The sequence below is a fragment of the Acidovorax sp. DMC1 genome (assembly GCF_056314325.1).
This window is the reverse complement of sequence record NZ_JBQUYO010000011.1, coordinates 162288-177812: the sequence shown is the minus strand read 5'-3', so window position 1 is coordinate 177812 and position 15525 is coordinate 162288. Positions and strand designations below refer to the sequence as shown.

Sequence of the window (15525 nt, the reverse complement as noted above, 5' to 3'; positions counted from 1 at the left end):
AGGCCGAGTTTCTCTCGCATTCCACATGCCAGAGCAGCCATTGCGCGAAAAACAGCAGGCAGAAAATTCCCACAACGCCCGGGGAATTTTCTGGCTGACGGTGCTCAATGGCGCGATCTACGATGCGCCGACCAGACAACGAAAAAAACCGAAGGAGACATATGAGCACAACGAACACCAACGAAACGCGCTTCAGTGTTGCAGCAGCCGATGGCCATGCCATTGAAGCGTATGTCTGGGCCACGCCAGCCGCTTTCGCCGTGCCCCGCGCCGTGGTGCAACTGGTGCACGGCATGTCCGAGCACATCCGCCGCTACCGCCATGTGGCCCTGGCGCTGGCCGCGCAAGGCTACTTGGTGTACGGCAGCGAGCACCGGGGGCATGGCCAGTCGGCATTTGATGCGGGCACAGCAGGCGACTTTGGCCCGCGCGGTTTTGCGGCCCTTGTAGACGACATGGCTGCAGTGACCCGCGCGCTGCGTGAGCGCCATCCCGGACTGCCTGTCGTCATGGTGGCGCACAGCATGGGTTCGATGGCGGCACAGGTCTATCTGATCGAGCACTCGGCGCTGGTTGATGCAGTCGCGTTGTCGGGCACCGCCGCGCTGGAAATGCTGGATGTGCGCACCTCCGGCTGGACGCCCGAGACGGCCAACGCCAGTGTGGACACACCGGTCACGCCCGCCGACTGGCTCAGCCGTGACCCCAATGTGCCAGCAGCTTTCATTGCCGACCCGCTGTGTGGCACGCCGCTGACGCTGGAGTCGCTGTTCTCTATCTTCGACGTGGGCAACCGCACGGCAGAAACGGCTTTGTACGCCGCTGTGCGCAAGGACCTTCCGCTGTACCTCTTCACCGGCGACCGCGATCCGGTGAACGCCTGTCTGGCTTGGTTCGACCCGCTGGTGAACCGCCTGCGCGGCGCGGGCTTCCGCGATGTGTCCACCCACGTGTACGGCGGCGCGCGCCATGAGGTACTCAACGAGACCAACCGCGAAGAGGTGATTGCCAACCTCATCGCCTGGATACGCCGCGCGGTCGGTTGAGGCCGCGCTCAACCACGCGCCCTGACCGGCGCCTGCCCCCTCTTTTCATCATCCCGACCTGGCGAGCGGCCCCTGGGGCCGCGCGCAGGCCCCAGCACGCCTTTTTTTACGCCTTTTCACGCCGTTCTTTCATACCCACAACAGGAGACACACCATGCTTGCACCCACACCATTCCACTGGAAGAAAACCCTGGCCGCCCTGGCACTGGTCGGCCTGGCCGCCGCACAGGCTGTGCACGCGGCCGATGTCGAGCTGCTGCCGCCCGGCCTGCTCACGGCCACGACGGCCGAGCAGACCAAGCCCGGCCAATACAAGAAGGCCGGGCCCTGGCGCATTGGTGTCTCGTGGGCCGGCATGGGCAACAGCTGGATCGTGCAGCTCATCGCCGAGATGCGCCACGCCGCCGCGCAGGACAAGAACATCGGCGAATTCATCTTCACCGAGGCCAACTGGCAGCCCGCCAAGCAGGTAGCCGACGTGGAAGACCTGCTGACCAAGAGGGTAGACCTGCTCATCATCGGCCCCATCTCGCAGGCCATCGGTGCGCCGCTGATCGAGAAGGTCGCCAAGGCGGGCATCCCGGTGGTCACGCTGGGCTCGTACGGCCGCGCCGTGCCATCCACCACCGAAATCTGGGCCGGTGGCCGCATTTTTGGTCAGCAGGGCGGCGAGTTTTTGCGCAAGGAGTTGGGCGGCAAGGGCAACCTCTGGGTGTTCCGAGGCATTGCGGGCGTAGATGAAGAGCAGCAGCGCTACGACGGGCTGAAGAAAGCCATTGAGGGCAGCAACCTCAAGATCACCAACGAAGTGTTTGGCGACTGGAACTACGCCAAGGCCAAGCAGATCTGCGAGAACCTGGTGCTCTCGGGCCAGCCGGTGGATGGCATCTGGTTCTCGGGCGCCGAGATGACTCGCGCGTGCATCGACGTGTTCAAAGAGGCAGGCAAGCCGCTGGTGCCCATGACGGGCGAGGCCAACAACGGCTTTCTGCGCGTGTGGAAGCAAGCGGGTGTGAAGACCGTGGCACCGATCGTGACGCCGGGCCTGGGCACTGCCGTGGTACGCGCATCGAGCGCGCTGCTAGAGGGCAAGCCGCTGTACCGCTCGTACTTTTCGATGCCGACCCCGATTGCGCGGGAGCAGCTCGACAAATTCTTCCGCCCTGAGCTGAACGACTCCTACTGGATGCCCACGGTGCTGCCCGAAGCCAAGATCGTGGAAACCTACCGCAGCAAGTAACAGGAAGCGCGCACCATGACGATCAAGGAGCGCCAGCCCCTGGTGGAGCTGCGCAGCGTGAGCAAGTCATTCGGCCAGAACGCCGCGCTCAAGGCGGTCAGCCTGAAGGGCTGGCCCAGTTCGATCCACGCCGTGACCGGCGAGAACGGCGCGGGAAAATCCACGCTGATGAAACTGCTGGCCGGGGTGCACCAGCCCGACAGCGGCGAGATCTTGCTCCAGGGCCGCCGCGCGGCGCTGGGTACGCCCGCCAAGGCGCGCCGCGCGGGGGTGTCCACCGTGTTCCAGGAGCTGACCATCCTGCCCAACCTCACGGTAGCCGAGAACCTGTGCCTGGGGCGCGAACTGACGCGCGGCGGCTTGCTGAACCTGCGCGCGCTTCGGCATGAGGCCGTACAGGTACACCAGCGCACCGGCATCGCGCTGGGCCCCGACCGGCTGTGTGGCACGCTCAGCGTGGGTGAACAACAATTGTTGGAGATCGCCAAAGGCCTGCATTCCGAGGCCGACATTTTCATCTTCGATGAACCCACCGCGCCGCTGAACCGCGCAGAGGTAGACCAACTCGAAACCCTGCTGCGCGCCTTGAAGGACCAGGGCAAACTGGTCTTCTACATCAGTCACCGGTTGGAGGAGATCTTCCGCTTCTGCGACACCGTGACGGTGCTCAAGGACGGCGCACATGTGGCCACGCAGCCCATCGAAAGCCTAACACCCGATGCCTTGGTGGCGCTGATGGTGGGGCGCGAACTGGAGGCGCTGTTTCCCGAGCGCCCGGCACATGTGCCCGATGTGCCTGCACTGCAGGTGGAACACCTCAAAGCCACACCCCACAGCCCCCCTGTGACATTCATGCTGCGCCGGGGCGAGATCGTGGGCATTGCTGGGCTTGAAGGCCAAGGCCAGCGCGAAATCATCCGCAGCCTGGCCGGGGCACAGGAGCGCAGCAGCGGCACCGTGTGTGTATGGGCAGACGGTGGCCACTCTGTCGCTGTTGCGCCTGGCAGCGTGGCTGCCGCTGTGCGCTGCGGTGTGGCCCTGCTGCCCGAAGACCGCAAAGGCGAGGGGCTGTACCTGGACCTGTCCATCGAAGACAACATCTGGCTCGGCCCCCTACGCCAGACCCCGCTGTGGCGCCGCGCGCCGCGCGCTCCGGATCTGGTGCGACGGTTGGCCGACCGCATGGGACTGCGCACACCCCCAGCGCAGCCCGTGGGCTCGCTTTCGGGCGGCAACCAGCAGAAGGCCATGCTTGGCCGCTGGCTGGCAGCCGATGTGCAGATTCTGCTGGTCGAGCAGCCCACGCGCGGCGTCGATGTGGGCGCCAAAGCTGAAATCTATGAGCTGCTGCGCCGCTTCACGGCCGAGGGCGGCACGATCCTGGCCGTCTCTGGCGACCTGCCCGAGCTGATCGGCCTGTGCGACCGCATTCTGGTAGTGCGTGGTGGCGCCATTGTGGCCGATGTGCCCGCGCACAGCGCCACCGAAGAACTGCTGCTGGGCCACGCACTGCGCAGCGAATCCCCCCACGAGGCCACCGCATGACCACTCTAAATCCGGCCCGCACTGGCCTGACGCACTACACCCTTGGCCTACCTGTCGTCCTGGTGTTGCTCCTTGCCGCCACCCAGGCAGACTTCCGCTCCACCCAGAACCTTCTGAACTTCAGTGGCCAGATCGGCGCACTGCTCATAGTGGCTGTGGGGCAGTTGTTTGTCACGCTGGTGGCAGGCATCGACCTGTCGGTGGGTTCGGTGATGAGCCTGGCATCCGCCTTCGCCGCCACCCAGAGCGATCCACTGGCCGCCGTCGCCATGGCGACCGCCCTGGGGGTTGCAGTTGGAACGGTCAACGGCATGGGCGTGGCCTTCGCGGGCGTGCACCCGCTGGTGATGACACTGAGCACCGCAACTTTTCTGCAAGGATTGGCTTACGTGGTGCTGCCGATTCCTGGAGGCTCCATCGCGCCCGCCATGACGGCGGCTGCGACGGGCGAAGCCGTAGGCATCCCGGCACCACTGTTGTGGTGTGCGGCAGCAGCGCTGGCAGCCAGCATTGTGCTGCGTCGAACTCGTTTTGGTACGCACCTGTTCGCGGTGGGTGGCCACCCGCGCAGCGCTTACCTCAATGGCGTGCGCGTGAAATCCGTGGTCGTGGGAGCCTATGTGTGGTGCTCGGTTGCTGCAGCGTGGGCGGGACTTTTCCTGGCCGCGCGCGTGGCTGCCGGAGACCCTGCTCTGGGGGCGTCTTATGCGCTGGAATCCGTTGCGGCCGTGGCCCTGGGCGGCGTGCAACTGACAGGCGGCGTCGGCAGCGTGGCAGGTGTGGTGGCCGGGGTGCTGAGCCTCGGGCTGATGACCAATGGCCTCAACCTGTTCGGCGTATCGCCCTTCATGCGCGGGGTGTTGACCGGTGTCTTGTTGCTTGCGGCCGTGAGCCTGCAGCGCCGGCGCATCGTTGGAATGTGAGTTCGCCCATGTCTTCATCCATGTCCCTATCCTCTTCCCCCGGGCTGGCGTACCGCTTGCAACAGGCAATGACATTCATCCTGGCGCTGCCACCCGCTTATCTGGGCACTGTGGTGCTGCTGGTCAGCGCAGCGGCCCTGAGACCCAACCTTCTTTCTCCGTTCTTACTACTGCTCATCTTGCGCCAGGCGGCGCCGCTGGGCTTCGCCACCATCGGGCAGTCTTTGGTGATGCGCTGCCGCTCGCTCGACTTGTCCTCAGGTGGTGTGATTGCGGTGGTGTCTTATCTGTTGACCAGCGGCGTGATGCCCTTGCCCTGGCCCATCGCATTGCCGCTGTGCATTCTGTTTGGTGCACTGGTCGGGGCATTCAACGGCTTTTTGATCGTGCGGGTGCGTGCTTCGGCGGTCATCGTGACGCTGGCCGTGTCGATGATTCTGTCGGGCACCGTGATTGCGTTGAGCCAGTTCCATGCCGTTGGCGATGCGCCCGAAGTCCTGCGTTCCATGGGCCGTGCGCGCGTGGCCGGGGTGCCGCTGGTGCCATTGCTCTGGTTTGCGACCCTGGTGCCGTTGGCCCTGTGGCTGCGCCGCAGTGCTTTTGGTCGCGTGCTTGATGCCGTGGGCGCCAACCCGCGTGCTGCGGGCCTGTCGGGACTGCCGCACCTGCGCGTGGTGTTTGTGGCGCATGTCACCTCGGGCGCCATGTCGGCCCTCAGCGGCCTCATGCTGCTGGGCTTCGTGGGCGTGGGCAATGTCAAGCTGGGCGCGGATCTGGCGCTCAACGCACTGGCGGCGTCCATTCTGGGCGGCATCAACTTCGGCAGCGGGCGTGGCGGCATGCTGGGTCCGGCGGTTGCGGCGTTCATGCTGGTTTTTCTCTTCAACTTCCTCACTAGCCTGGGCCTGGGTGAGCCCGGCAAGCTGATGCTGCAGGGCACGCTGATCGGGGCGGCTGCACTGGCCTATTGCTTGCGCCACAAAGACTCGGCGCACTGATTTCACACAACCCAAAGAAGCTCAAGATGGCAGATGTTTTCAAAGATGGCTTGCTGCACGGGCAGCACGCACTGATCACGGGTGGCGGCAGCGGCATCAACCGCCGCATCGCAGAACGTTTTTCAGCCCAAGGGGCAACGGTGTCCATCGTGGGACGCAGCCTGGAACGGGCTGAAGGCGCGGCCAACGCCATCCGAGCAGTGGGTGGGCAAGCGCAGGGCTTGTCGGCGGACGTGCGCGATTTCGACGCACTGGCCAGCGCCTTCAGCCAGGCACACGCAGTCTTTGGCCCGGTGGACATCTGCATCGCTGGCGCGGCGGGCAACTTCGTGGCCGAGGCCGCCAACATGTCCTCCAATGGCTTTCGGACAGTGGTGGACATCGACCTTGTCGGCACCTGGAATACCTTCCGCGCCAGTTTGGCGCTGCTACGCGAAGGACGATCCAATCTGCTGGCCATCTCCGCAGTCCAATCGGTGATGCCTATGGCCACACAAGCGCATGTGTGTGCGGCCAAGGCAGGCATCGATATGCTGGTGCGCACGCTGTCCATCGAATGGGCGCAGCGTGGTGTGCGCTGTAACGCCATAGCACCCGGCCCGGTGGCGGATACAGAAGGCATGAGGCGCCTCGCACCTGAAGGCGACGCGAGCTGGGCGCGCGTGCTGGCGGGCATTCCCATGGCGCGAGCCGCAGACCTAGATGAAATTGCAGACTTGGCGCTGTTCCTGTGCAGCGGCGCTGCCCGCTACATCCATGGCACAGTGGTCACCATCGATGGTGGGCAGACCAACCTGGGCTCACTGCCGTTCGGCAACGCGCTGCTTGAGTCATTGAGGCCTTACCTCTCCTGAACGTGGGATCAGTGAAGCATTTTCGTTCTTCCGAAAGCTCTGAAAAATGTCGGATCAGCTTCACCCCTGTCCGCAAGGAAACCGCAGAGGTTCAGCACCAGGTGGGCTTGCGGTTCGTACGAGAGCAGGACTGGTTTTAATTGCGACCTTGAGAGCGTCTGGTTTAGGCGCAGATCTGTCGTCCGACTGTCCCCGCTGAACGTCGACAACCAGCCTATAGCTGTCGCCTCACCTTGACTCCCTGGGCTACGCAAAATCCCGTTAGCGCAAAACTCCAGGTGCAGTGGAGCCTCAACTTGGACAACGGAGGCTGGCAGCGCTCCACCGTGACGTTGTTCAGCTTCTAAATGACCCGCATGGGCTGTTTGGTGGACAGGCCGCTCCTGATAAGGGTGCGGAGGAACATGCGGAACCAGGCAAGGACGACACCATGTATCCGGATGGGTTCTCTGCCGGGCGCTTTGTTGAGGTGATTGAAACGGCTGCCGTGTGGGTGGGCAGCCTTTGAACGTTGCCAAGCCTGTCGGAGACAAGGACCCGTTTTTTACTCCCGAAAGCGAGTTTCGCACTCACTAAACTGTAGTGGCGCAAAAACCGCACCGACGAATGTAGAGTGGCGCCGGTCTCTAAACACCAATGGCGCAGTTTGGAGGAAACTGAATTAGATCAACGACTTACGCCTTCTGGGTTTCTACGGTTAACTGGCGTTCCGCATCTCCGGTTCCGCCCGCGCCCGTCAGGTCGTGCCGCCCAGCATCAGATCCAGGTTCTGCACCGCCCCCCCTGAGGCGCCCTTGCCCAGGTTGTCAAACACGGCGGTCAGCAGCACCTGGCCGTGGCGGGCGTTGCTGAACACCCCCAGCCGCAACTGGTTGGTGCCGTTCAGGGCCTGTGGGTCCAGGTGTTCGGCTGCTTCGGTAGCGGCGGGAGGCATCACCTCGACAAAGGGGGCGTCGGCATAGTGCTGCTGCAGGCAGGCGTGCAGGAGTTCGCCTTGTGTGCCCGGCGCGAGCTGCCGCAGATGCAACCCGACGGTCAGCACGATGCCCTGGCGGAAGGCGCCGTACGAGGGTAAGAAAAACGGCCGCTGCGACAGCCCGGCGTGTTGCGTGATCTCGGGCGTGTGTTTGTGCTCCAGCTGCAGCCCGTAGACCTGGAAGGCGGGCGCATGGGCTGCTTCGGGGCCTTCGTGCGCTTGCACGCGAGCACGCCCACCGCCGGAGTAGCCCGACACCGCATGGATGTTGAGCGCATGGTCGGCGGGCAGCAAGCCGGCCTGCACCAGGGGCCGTAGCAGGGCGATAGCGCCTGTGGGGTAGCAGCCGGGGTTGCTGACGCGTTGCGCGTTGGCAATGCGCGCGGCCTGCGCCGCATCCATCTCCGGAAAGCCGTAAACCCATTGCGCGTCCGTGCGGTGGGCCGAGCTGGCGTCGATCACGCGCACGGCGGGGTTGTGGATGGCGGCGACTGCTTCGCGGGCGGCAGCGTCGGGCAGGCACAGGATGGCGATGTCGCAGCTGTTGATGGCTTCGGCGCGGCGGGTGGGGTTCTTGCGGTGGGACTCGGGCAGCGTCAGCAACTGCAGGTCGGTGCGGCCGTGCAGGCGCTGGTGGATTTGCAGGCCGGTGGTGCCTTGGTCGCCGTCAATAAAAACAAGGGGCTGGGTGGTCATGGTGCGGATTCCTGACATGGGGGGATATGGAATCTTCGGCGCCGGTCTAAACTTTGAAAAGTTGAATTTCACAAACTTCAAGATCAGTTCTGCTGAACGTCATGCGCGAACTCAATCTCGACCGGCTGCGCACCCTGGTCACCATCGCTGATCTCGGGTCTTTTGCCGAAGCGGCCCGCACGCTGCATCTGGCGCCGCCCACCGTCAGCCTGCACATTGCCGACCTGGAGGCGTTGATTGGGGCGCCGTTGCTGGTGCGCAAGCGGGGCGAGGTGCGGCCGTCCGGCGCGGGCGAGGTGCTGGTAGAGCGGGCGCGGCGCCTGCTGGCCGATGCCGACGAGGCCATGGACCTGGTGCGGCGCCAGGTGCAGGGGCTGGAGGGGCGAGTGCGGCTGGGCGCGTCCACCGGCGCCATCGCGCACCTGCTGCCCCAGGCGCTGGAGGTGCTCGGCCAGCACCACCCTGGCATCGACGTGCAGGTGGTGGTGCTCACGTCACAGGAGACCGTGTCGCGGCTAGCCCTGAGTACGCTGGACGTGGGCCTGGTGGCCTTGCCCATGGCCTCGGTGCGCGGGGTGACGGTGATGCCGTGGCGGCGCGACCCGGTGATGGCGTTTGTCCCCTCGGCCTGGACGGCGCCCCGCAGGGTCACGCCCCAGTGGCTGGCGGGGCAGCCGTTGATCCTGAATGACGACGGCACCAGCCTGTCGCGCCTGACGAGCGAATGGCTGGCCCTGGCGGGCGAGCAACCCAAGGCGCGCATCCAGCTCAACTACAACGATGCCATCAAGAGCCTGGTGGCTGCGGGCTACGGAGCCACGCTGCTACCGCACGAGGCCTCCACCGCCACGCCGCTGGACCCGCGCATCCGCATGCTGCCGGTGCAGCCCCGGCTGTGGCGCCCCCTGGGCATTGCCCACCGCGCGGGCCCGGTAGAGCGCGCCACCCAGCATGTGCTGGATGTGCTGTGGCAGCAGAAGCAGGTGTGACGCGAAGCGGAACCGGCAATGCGCCGACCCAGGCGGCTGCCATCGCTCAGGTCGCGTCGTCCCCGATGAGCAACCGGGTGTCAGACACGTAGCGGTGCGGCGGTACCTCCAGGTTGGTGGGCGCTGGCTTGTTCTTGAAGACGCGGCCCGCCAGGTCGAAGGTGGAGCCGTGGCAGGGGCAAAAGAAACCACCCTGCCATTGGTCGCCCACGCTGGGGTTGCTGGTGCCTGCAGGCACGGCGGTGGGGGAGCAGCCGAGGTGCGTGCAGATACCCACCGTGACAAACACCTCTGGGCGGATGGAGCGTTGCGGGTTGCGGGCGTGCTCGGGTTGCTGGTCCTTGCGCGAGGCCGGGTCGGCCAGCGCGGAGTCCTGCTGGGGCAGGGCGGCCAGCATTTCGGGTGTACGTCGCATGATCCACACGGGCTTGCCTCGCCATTCCACCGTCTTCACGCCACCGGGCGCCAGGTCGCTGATGTCCACCTCGACACCGGCGCCCATGGCCCGCGCACGTTCGCTGGGGGCCAGGCTGGACACCAGGGGCACGGCGACCCCTGCCGCCGCCACGCAGCCCGTGGCCGCTGTCAGCAGCACCAGCTGCCGACGCTCTGCGGAGGGATCGCCCTGGGTGCCAGAAAGGGAGCCATTGGGTGTAGCGGGGAGGGGGACCATGGGGTGCTTTCAGAGAGAGGTAGGACTGGCCGTGGCTCCGGGAGGGGGCTCGACGGGGTGACGGCCACCGCCCGCAACGCTGCGGGCGGCAATGCTTTACCGCAAACGACGTGCCATCACCCGCAAGACCGGCCTGCCATGGCACGCACTGCATGAAAACCCCGTGAATTCAATGGGTTGCGCGCGCGATGTCGGGTGGGCGGGTGCGCCGCAGGCCCGGCGGCGGTCGGATTCACTGCCACCCAGTCTGCCAAATCGGCTGCCAACTGCCATCCATTGCAGTCCCCATGGCATAGATCAAAGGCCCGTCGGCGAAACCGGTGCACCGTCAGGGCCTTTGCCTGTACCGAGGTTTTTTTGCCATGCCCCGTCTTCCCACGCCGCCCGCCGAACTGGTGTCCTTTCTGGAGGGCCTGCCCGATCCACACATCCTGCTGGACGACCGCTATCGCATCTTGGCTGCGAATAGCGCCTATCGCCGCCAGTTCGGTGCAGCGGGCGGTATGGAAGGTGGTGCAGAGGGCAGCGTGGTGGGGCGCACCTGCCATGCCGTGTCCCACCATGCCAGCGTGCCGTGTGACCAGGCGGGCGAGTCCTGCCCGCTGGCGCAGGCGCGCGCCTCGGGGCAACGCGAACGCGTGCTGCATGTGCACCATACCGCCCAGGGCGAGGAATATGTGCAGATCGAGCTGGCGCCCGTGGTGGGTGCGGACGGCACCACAGGGTTCTTTGTCGAAAAGATGGTGCCTTTGCCGGTGGCGGCGCAGCCGGTGCCGTCGGCGCAGGGGCTCATCGGGCGTTCGCTAGCGTTCCAGAAGATGCTGGGGCTGGTGGCGCGGGTGGCGCCCTCGCGGGCTGCGGTGTTGTTGCTGGGCGAGTCGGGCACGGGCAAGGAGCTAGTGGCCCATGCTGTGCACCAGGGCAGCCTGCGCGCCCGGCGTGCGCTGGTGCCCGTGGACTGCTCCAGCCTGCCCGAGGCATTGTTCGAGTCCGAGCTGTTCGGGCATGAGAAAGGGGCGTTCACCGGCGCGGCCCAGGCCCGGCCGGGGTTGGTGGAGGCGGCCGACGGCGGCACGCTGTTTCTGGATGAGGTGGGCGACATCCCCCTGCCGCTGCAGGTCAAGCTGCTGCGCCTGCTGGAGACCGGCACCTACCGCCGCGTGGGCAGCACCGAGCTGCGGTATGCCGACCTGCGCGTGGTATCGGCCACGCACCGCAACCTGCAGCACATGGTGGCCGCAGGGCGCTTTCGTGAAGACCTGTACTACCGCCTGAGCACTTTTCCCATCCACCTGCCACCGCTGCGCGAACGCCAGGGCGACATCGCCCTGCTCGCACGTGCGCTGTTGGAGCGTGTTGCGCCCGGGCCCCGGGCGCTGCAGCTGTCTGCCAATGCGCTGGCCTTGCTGGAGGCACAGCCTTACCCCGGCAATGTGCGGGAGCTGCGCAACCTGCTGGAGCGCACCGCCTTGCTGTGCGATGGCGACTCCATCGGCGCGGAGCATGTGCAGCAAGCGCTTGCCTGCGGCCTGCCGCCGCTCGTGAGTGGGGTGGAGCAGGGCGCAGCGGAGCCGCGTGCATCGGCGGCGTTGGCCGGGTCGTCACGCCAGCGGCGGTTGCTGGACGACCAGGCCCTGCAACAGGCTCTGGCAGCCCACCAGGGCAGCCGTGCGGCGCTGGCGCGGCAGCTGGGCATCAGCGAGCGATCGCTGTACCGGCGGCTGAAAGACTTGGGCACTTGACGCCCATAGATGAAGAAATCGGCCCCAGGCGCATAGGTTGATTGCGCCAGAAGCTATTTTTTATATAGCGTCTGGTGTGCCGTGCCTGCTTACACCACCGCATCGGGCGCCAGCGCGCTCAGCACCATGCGCACGATCAGCTCTTCGGCCTTTTCGTAGTCGCGCTCGGTCAGGGCGGGCTTGCCCAGCAGCAGGGCGAACTGGGCCTCCTGCTCCGCATAGGCCTGGGTCACGGACCAGATGATGAACATGAGGTGCGTGAAGTTGACCTTGGCAATGCGGCCCTCGCGCGCCCAGCGCTCGAAGGTGCGCACCTCGGTCTTGAGCAGCGGCGCCACCCGCTCGGTGATGGCCGTGCCATACCGTGGTGCACCCGCAATCACCTCTTTGGTGAACACCTTGGCACCCTGGGGGCGCGTGCGCGAGTAGTGCAGCTTGGCGCGGATGTAGCGCCGCAGCGCTTGCTGCGGGTCGTCGCTGTGTGACAGGTCTTCCATGCCCGCCAGCCACTGGGTGAGCACATCGTCCAGCACCCGCTGGTACAGCGCCTCCTTGCTCGGGAAGTAATACAGCAGGTTGTGGCGGCTGATGCCAATGGCGGCGGCAATGCTCTCCAGCGAGGCGCCTTCAAAGCCGAATTGCGCAAACTGGTTCTCCGCCTCGGTGAGGATGCCTTGCTCCTTGAGCAAGCGCGATGCTGTAGGGGCGCGGGGCACGGACTCGTCAAGAGCGGGCGGGCGGGCCACCTTGCGGGGGCGGGGGGCGGAGTTGGCAGGGGACGGGCGGGCTGCAGTCATTGCACCATTGTGGAACAAGCCGGGGCCTGAAAACTGGCAATTGGCTGGCTGGAGGCTGGCACGCGGTTTGCTGTAGGGATTTTACCAATTGGTAAATTTTTACGGGTTGGTAAATTGACCCACAACGCAGGGCACCGCCGCACCAAAGCAGCGGGCACCTGCAACCCACAGCGAGGACCACGATGAAACCTCCGAAGTTTGCGGGTACCAGCATCCACGCTGGTGCCGCATTGGTTGGCGCCACTGGCTGGCGCTCCAACGCTGCGCGGCGTGCGCTTGCCCGCCCCCTGGGCGCCCAGACCCCCACCCTCACCCTCTCGGAGGAAACCTAATGGATACACCCGCAAGCCGTGCCTGCGGCATTCATGCCGCACGCCTGAACCTGGCCGACTACGCCATCAACTTCGGCGACGCCCACCCGCCGCTCACCCGGGCGCAGGCGCTGATCGAGGCCGAGCGCTGCTACTACTGCCACGACGCCCCTTGCGCCACGGCATGTCCCACGGGCATCGACATCCCCTCGTTCATCCACCGCATTGCGCAGGACAACAACCGGGGCGCGGCCCGCGCCATCCTGGAGGCTAACCCGCTCGGCGGCATGTGCGCCCGCGTGTGCCCCACCGAGGTGCTGTGCGAGCAGGCCTGCGTGCGCAACACCAACGAAGACAAGCCCGTGGAGATCGGCTCGCTGCAGCGCTACGCCACTGATGCCTTCTTTGCCCAGCCCGGTGCACCCCTGTTCCAGCGCGCAGCCGCCACCGGCAAGCGCGTGGCCGTGGTGGGCGCCGGGCCTGCGGGCCTGGCCTGTGCGCATGGCCTGGCCGTGCGCGGGCATGAGCTGGTGCTGTTCGAGGCGCGCCCCAAGCTCGGCGGCCTCAATGAATATGGCCTGGCCAGCTACAAGACCACGAACAACTTCGCGCAGAAGGAAGTGGAGTGGCTGCTGTCCATCGGCGGCATCGAAGTACGTACCGGCCAGCAACTGGGCCCTGACATCACGCTCGACAGCCTGCTGGGCGCCTACGACGCCGTGTTCTTGGGCCTGGGCCTGCAGGGTGTGAACGCGCTGGGCGTGGCCGAGCCCACGGCCACCGGCTTGCGCAATGCGGTGGACTTCATTGCCGAGTTGCGCCAGAGCACCGACCTCTCCACCCTGCCCGTGGGCCGCCGCGTGGTGGTGATCGGCGGCGGCATGACGGCGGTGGACGCCGCCGTGCAGTCGCGCAAGCTGGGCGCCGAAGAAGTGACCATCGTCTACCGCCGGGGTGCTGAGGCCATGTCGGCATCGGCCGTGGAGCAGCAATGGGCGCAGACGAACGGCGTGACCATTCGCCACTGGGCCGCACCGAAAGAGGTGCTGAGCGAAAACGGCGCGGTGAAGGGTGTGCGCTTCGCGGCCACGGCACTGAGCGGCGGCAAGCTGGTGGAAACCGGCGAGACCTTCACGCTCGAAGCCGACATGGTGCTCAAGGCCATCGGCCAGACCTTTGTGGCCGAGCCCGTGGGCAGCCGCATTGCGCTGGAGGGCGGGCGCATCGCCACCGATGCCGAAGGCCAGACCAGCCTGCCACGTGTGTGGGCCGGTGGCGACTGCCGCGTGGGCGGCCGCGACCTCACGGTGGAGGCGGTGGAGCACGGCAAGGTGGCCGCTGTCTCCATCCACGCCGCACTGATGGCCTGAAGTGGCCTGATCCCCTTCACCCCAGTTTTCACGGGAGCACCCCATGGCAGACATTCGCAGCAATTTTCTGGGCATCCAAAGTCCCAACCCCTTCTGGCTCGCCTCCGCACCACCCACCGACAAAGAGATCAACGTCACCCGCGCCTTCGAGGCGGGCTGGGGCGGCGTGGTGTGGAAGACGCTGGGCGAAGACCCACCAGTGGTCAACGTCAACGGCCCGCGCTACTCCACACTCATGTCGCAAGACCGCCGCGTGATCGGCCTGAACAACATCGAGCTGATCACCGACCGGCCGCTGCACACCAACCTGGAAGAGATCAAGCGCGTCAAACGCAACTGGCCGGACCGGGCCATGATCGTCTCGTTGATGGTGCCCTGCGTGGAAGAGAGCTGGAAGAACATCCTGCCGCTGGTGGAAGACACCGGCGCCGACGGCATCGAACTCAACTTCGGCTGCCCACATGGCATGAGCGAGCGTGGCATGGGCGCAGCTGTGGGCCAGGTGCCTGAATACATCCAGATGGTCACTGCCTGGTGCAAGCACTACAGCAAGCTGCCCGTGATCGTGAAGCTCACGCCCAACATCACCGACGTGCGCCACCCGGCGCGCGCGGCCAAGGCGGGCGGGGCGGATGCCGTGTCGCTCATCAACACCATCAACTCCATCATGGGGGTGGACCTGGACCGCATGGTCATGAGCCCGAGCACCGATGGCTGGGGCTCGCATGGCGGCTACTGCGGCCCGGCCGTCAAGCCCATTGCGCTGAACATGGTGGCCGAGATTGCGCGCGACGCACAGACCGCCGGTCTGCCCATCAGCGGCATTGGCGGCATCACCACCTGGCGCGATGCGGCCGAGTACATCGCGCTGGGCTGCGGCACGGTGCAGGTGTGCACTGCGGCCATGGTCTACGGCTTCAAGATCGTGCAGGACATGTGTGATGGGCTGTCCAACTTCATGGACGAGCACGGCTACGCCACGCTCGACGACTTCAAGGGCCAGGCCGTGCCCACGGTGAAGGACTGGAAGAACCTCAACCTCAACCACATCGAAAAAGCCGTCATCAACCAGGATGCCTGCATCCAGTGCGGCCGCTGCCATGTGGTGTGCGAAGACACCTCGCACCAGGCCATCACCTTCACCAAAGAAGGCGGCGTGCGCAAGTTCGAGATCAACGAGGCCGAATGCGTGGGCTGCAACCTGTGCGTGTCGATCTGCCCCGTGCCCGAGTGCATCACCATGCGCGCGCTGGAGCCGGGCGAAGTCGATGTGCGCACGGGCAAAAAGGTGACGGGCGAATACGCCAACTGGACCACGCACCCCAACAACCCGCAGCGCGTGTCTGCAGCCGCTTGATATGTGCC

Annotated in this window: 14 protein-coding genes; 11 read left to right on the top strand and 3 right to left on the bottom strand. The window is 65.8% G+C overall.

All coding sequences use genetic code 11. From position 1 onward, the window contains the following. The first annotated feature begins 161 nt into the window (after positions 1 to 161). From ACT531_RS20365 to ACT531_RS20340, 6 genes are all read left to right on the top strand, one after another. Positions 162 to 1046 carry an alpha/beta fold hydrolase gene (locus ACT531_RS20365; protein ID WP_476018596.1) on the top strand — a complete coding sequence of 295 codons (885 nt, stop codon included), beginning with the start codon at positions 162 to 164 and terminating at the stop codon, positions 1044 to 1046. Positions 1047 to 1200: 154 nt separating this feature from the next. Then, positions 1201 to 2286 (top strand): substrate-binding domain-containing protein, encoded by a 1086-nt coding sequence (locus ACT531_RS20360; protein WP_476018595.1) that lies wholly within the window; start codon positions 1201 to 1203, stop codon positions 2284 to 2286. A 15-nt stretch (positions 2287 to 2301) separates the two neighbouring features. Continuing rightward, entirely contained in the window at positions 2302 to 3831 is a 1530-nt protein-coding gene (locus tag ACT531_RS20355) for a sugar ABC transporter ATP-binding protein (RefSeq protein ID WP_476018594.1), read from the top strand. Continuing rightward, entirely contained in the window at positions 3828 to 4754 is a 927-nt protein-coding gene (locus ACT531_RS20350) for an ABC transporter permease (RefSeq protein ID WP_476018593.1), read from the top strand. The genes ACT531_RS20355 and ACT531_RS20350 overlap by 4 nt, the downstream gene beginning before the upstream one ends. A 20-nt stretch (positions 4755 to 4774) precedes the next feature. Beyond that, positions 4775 to 5752 (top strand): ABC transporter permease, encoded by a 978-nt coding sequence (locus ACT531_RS20345; RefSeq protein WP_476018592.1) that lies wholly within the window; start codon positions 4775 to 4777, stop codon positions 5750 to 5752. 26 nt (positions 5753 to 5778) lie between these two features. Continuing rightward, entirely contained in the window at positions 5779 to 6606 is an 828-nt protein-coding gene (locus tag ACT531_RS20340) for an SDR family oxidoreductase (RefSeq protein WP_476018591.1), read from the top strand. A gap of 736 nt (positions 6607 to 7342) precedes the next feature. On the opposite strand, the gene argC is transcribed toward ACT531_RS20340, so the two are convergent. Then, positions 7343 to 8278: an N-acetyl-gamma-glutamyl-phosphate reductase gene (gene argC, locus ACT531_RS20335; protein ID WP_476018590.1), complete on the bottom strand. Its 936-nt coding sequence runs from the start codon at positions 8276 to 8278 to the stop codon at positions 7343 to 7345. Positions 8279 to 8379: 101 nt separating this feature from the next. On the opposite strand from argC, the gene ACT531_RS20330 reads away from it, so the two are divergent. Beyond that, positions 8380 to 9267: a LysR family transcriptional regulator gene (locus ACT531_RS20330; RefSeq protein WP_476018589.1), complete on the top strand. Its 888-nt coding sequence runs from the start codon at positions 8380 to 8382 to the stop codon at positions 9265 to 9267. Positions 9268 to 9313: 46 nt separating this feature from the next. Here the strand turns inward: ACT531_RS20330 and petA are convergent, their stop codons facing one another. Continuing rightward, positions 9314 to 9940 carry a ubiquinol-cytochrome c reductase iron-sulfur subunit gene (gene petA / locus ACT531_RS20325; RefSeq protein ID WP_476018588.1) on the bottom strand — a complete coding sequence of 209 codons (627 nt, stop codon included), beginning with the start codon at positions 9938 to 9940 and terminating at the stop codon, positions 9314 to 9316. A 362-nt stretch (positions 9941 to 10302) separates the two neighbouring features. On the opposite strand from petA, the gene ACT531_RS20320 reads away from it, so the two are divergent. Next, positions 10303 to 11682 carry a sigma-54 interaction domain-containing protein gene (locus ACT531_RS20320; RefSeq protein WP_476018587.1) on the top strand — a complete coding sequence of 460 codons (1380 nt, stop codon included), beginning with the start codon at positions 10303 to 10305 and terminating at the stop codon, positions 11680 to 11682. A gap of 89 nt (positions 11683 to 11771) precedes the next feature. Here the strand turns inward: ACT531_RS20320 and ACT531_RS20315 are convergent, their stop codons facing one another. Next, complete coding sequence (locus tag ACT531_RS20315; RefSeq protein ID WP_476018586.1) at positions 11772 to 12479, bottom strand: TetR family transcriptional regulator C-terminal domain-containing protein; 708 nt, start codon at positions 12477 to 12479, stop codon at positions 11772 to 11774. A gap of 182 nt (positions 12480 to 12661) precedes the next feature. Here ACT531_RS20315 and ACT531_RS20310 point away from each other — a divergent pair, with 182 nt between their 5' ends. Genes ACT531_RS20310 through preA form a run of 3 tightly spaced genes read left to right on the top strand, consistent with a single transcriptional unit; the run spans position 12662 to position 15517 of the window. Continuing rightward, positions 12662 to 12811, top strand: a complete 150-nt coding sequence (locus ACT531_RS20310; RefSeq protein WP_291445432.1) for a hypothetical protein — start codon at positions 12662 to 12664, stop codon at positions 12809 to 12811. Next, positions 12811 to 14160, top strand: coding sequence for an NAD(P)-dependent oxidoreductase (locus ACT531_RS20305; protein ID WP_476018585.1), 1350 nt, complete (start codon positions 12811 to 12813; stop codon positions 14158 to 14160). The genes ACT531_RS20310 and ACT531_RS20305 overlap by 1 nt, the downstream gene beginning before the upstream one ends. 43 nt (positions 14161 to 14203) lie before the next feature. Further along, the gene (preA, locus tag ACT531_RS20300; protein ID WP_015012632.1) at positions 14204 to 15517 is read left to right on the top strand and encodes an NAD-dependent dihydropyrimidine dehydrogenase subunit PreA; all 1314 of its coding nucleotides are present in this window, start codon (positions 14204 to 14206) and stop codon (positions 15515 to 15517) included. Positions 15518 to 15525 lie beyond the last annotated feature (8 nt).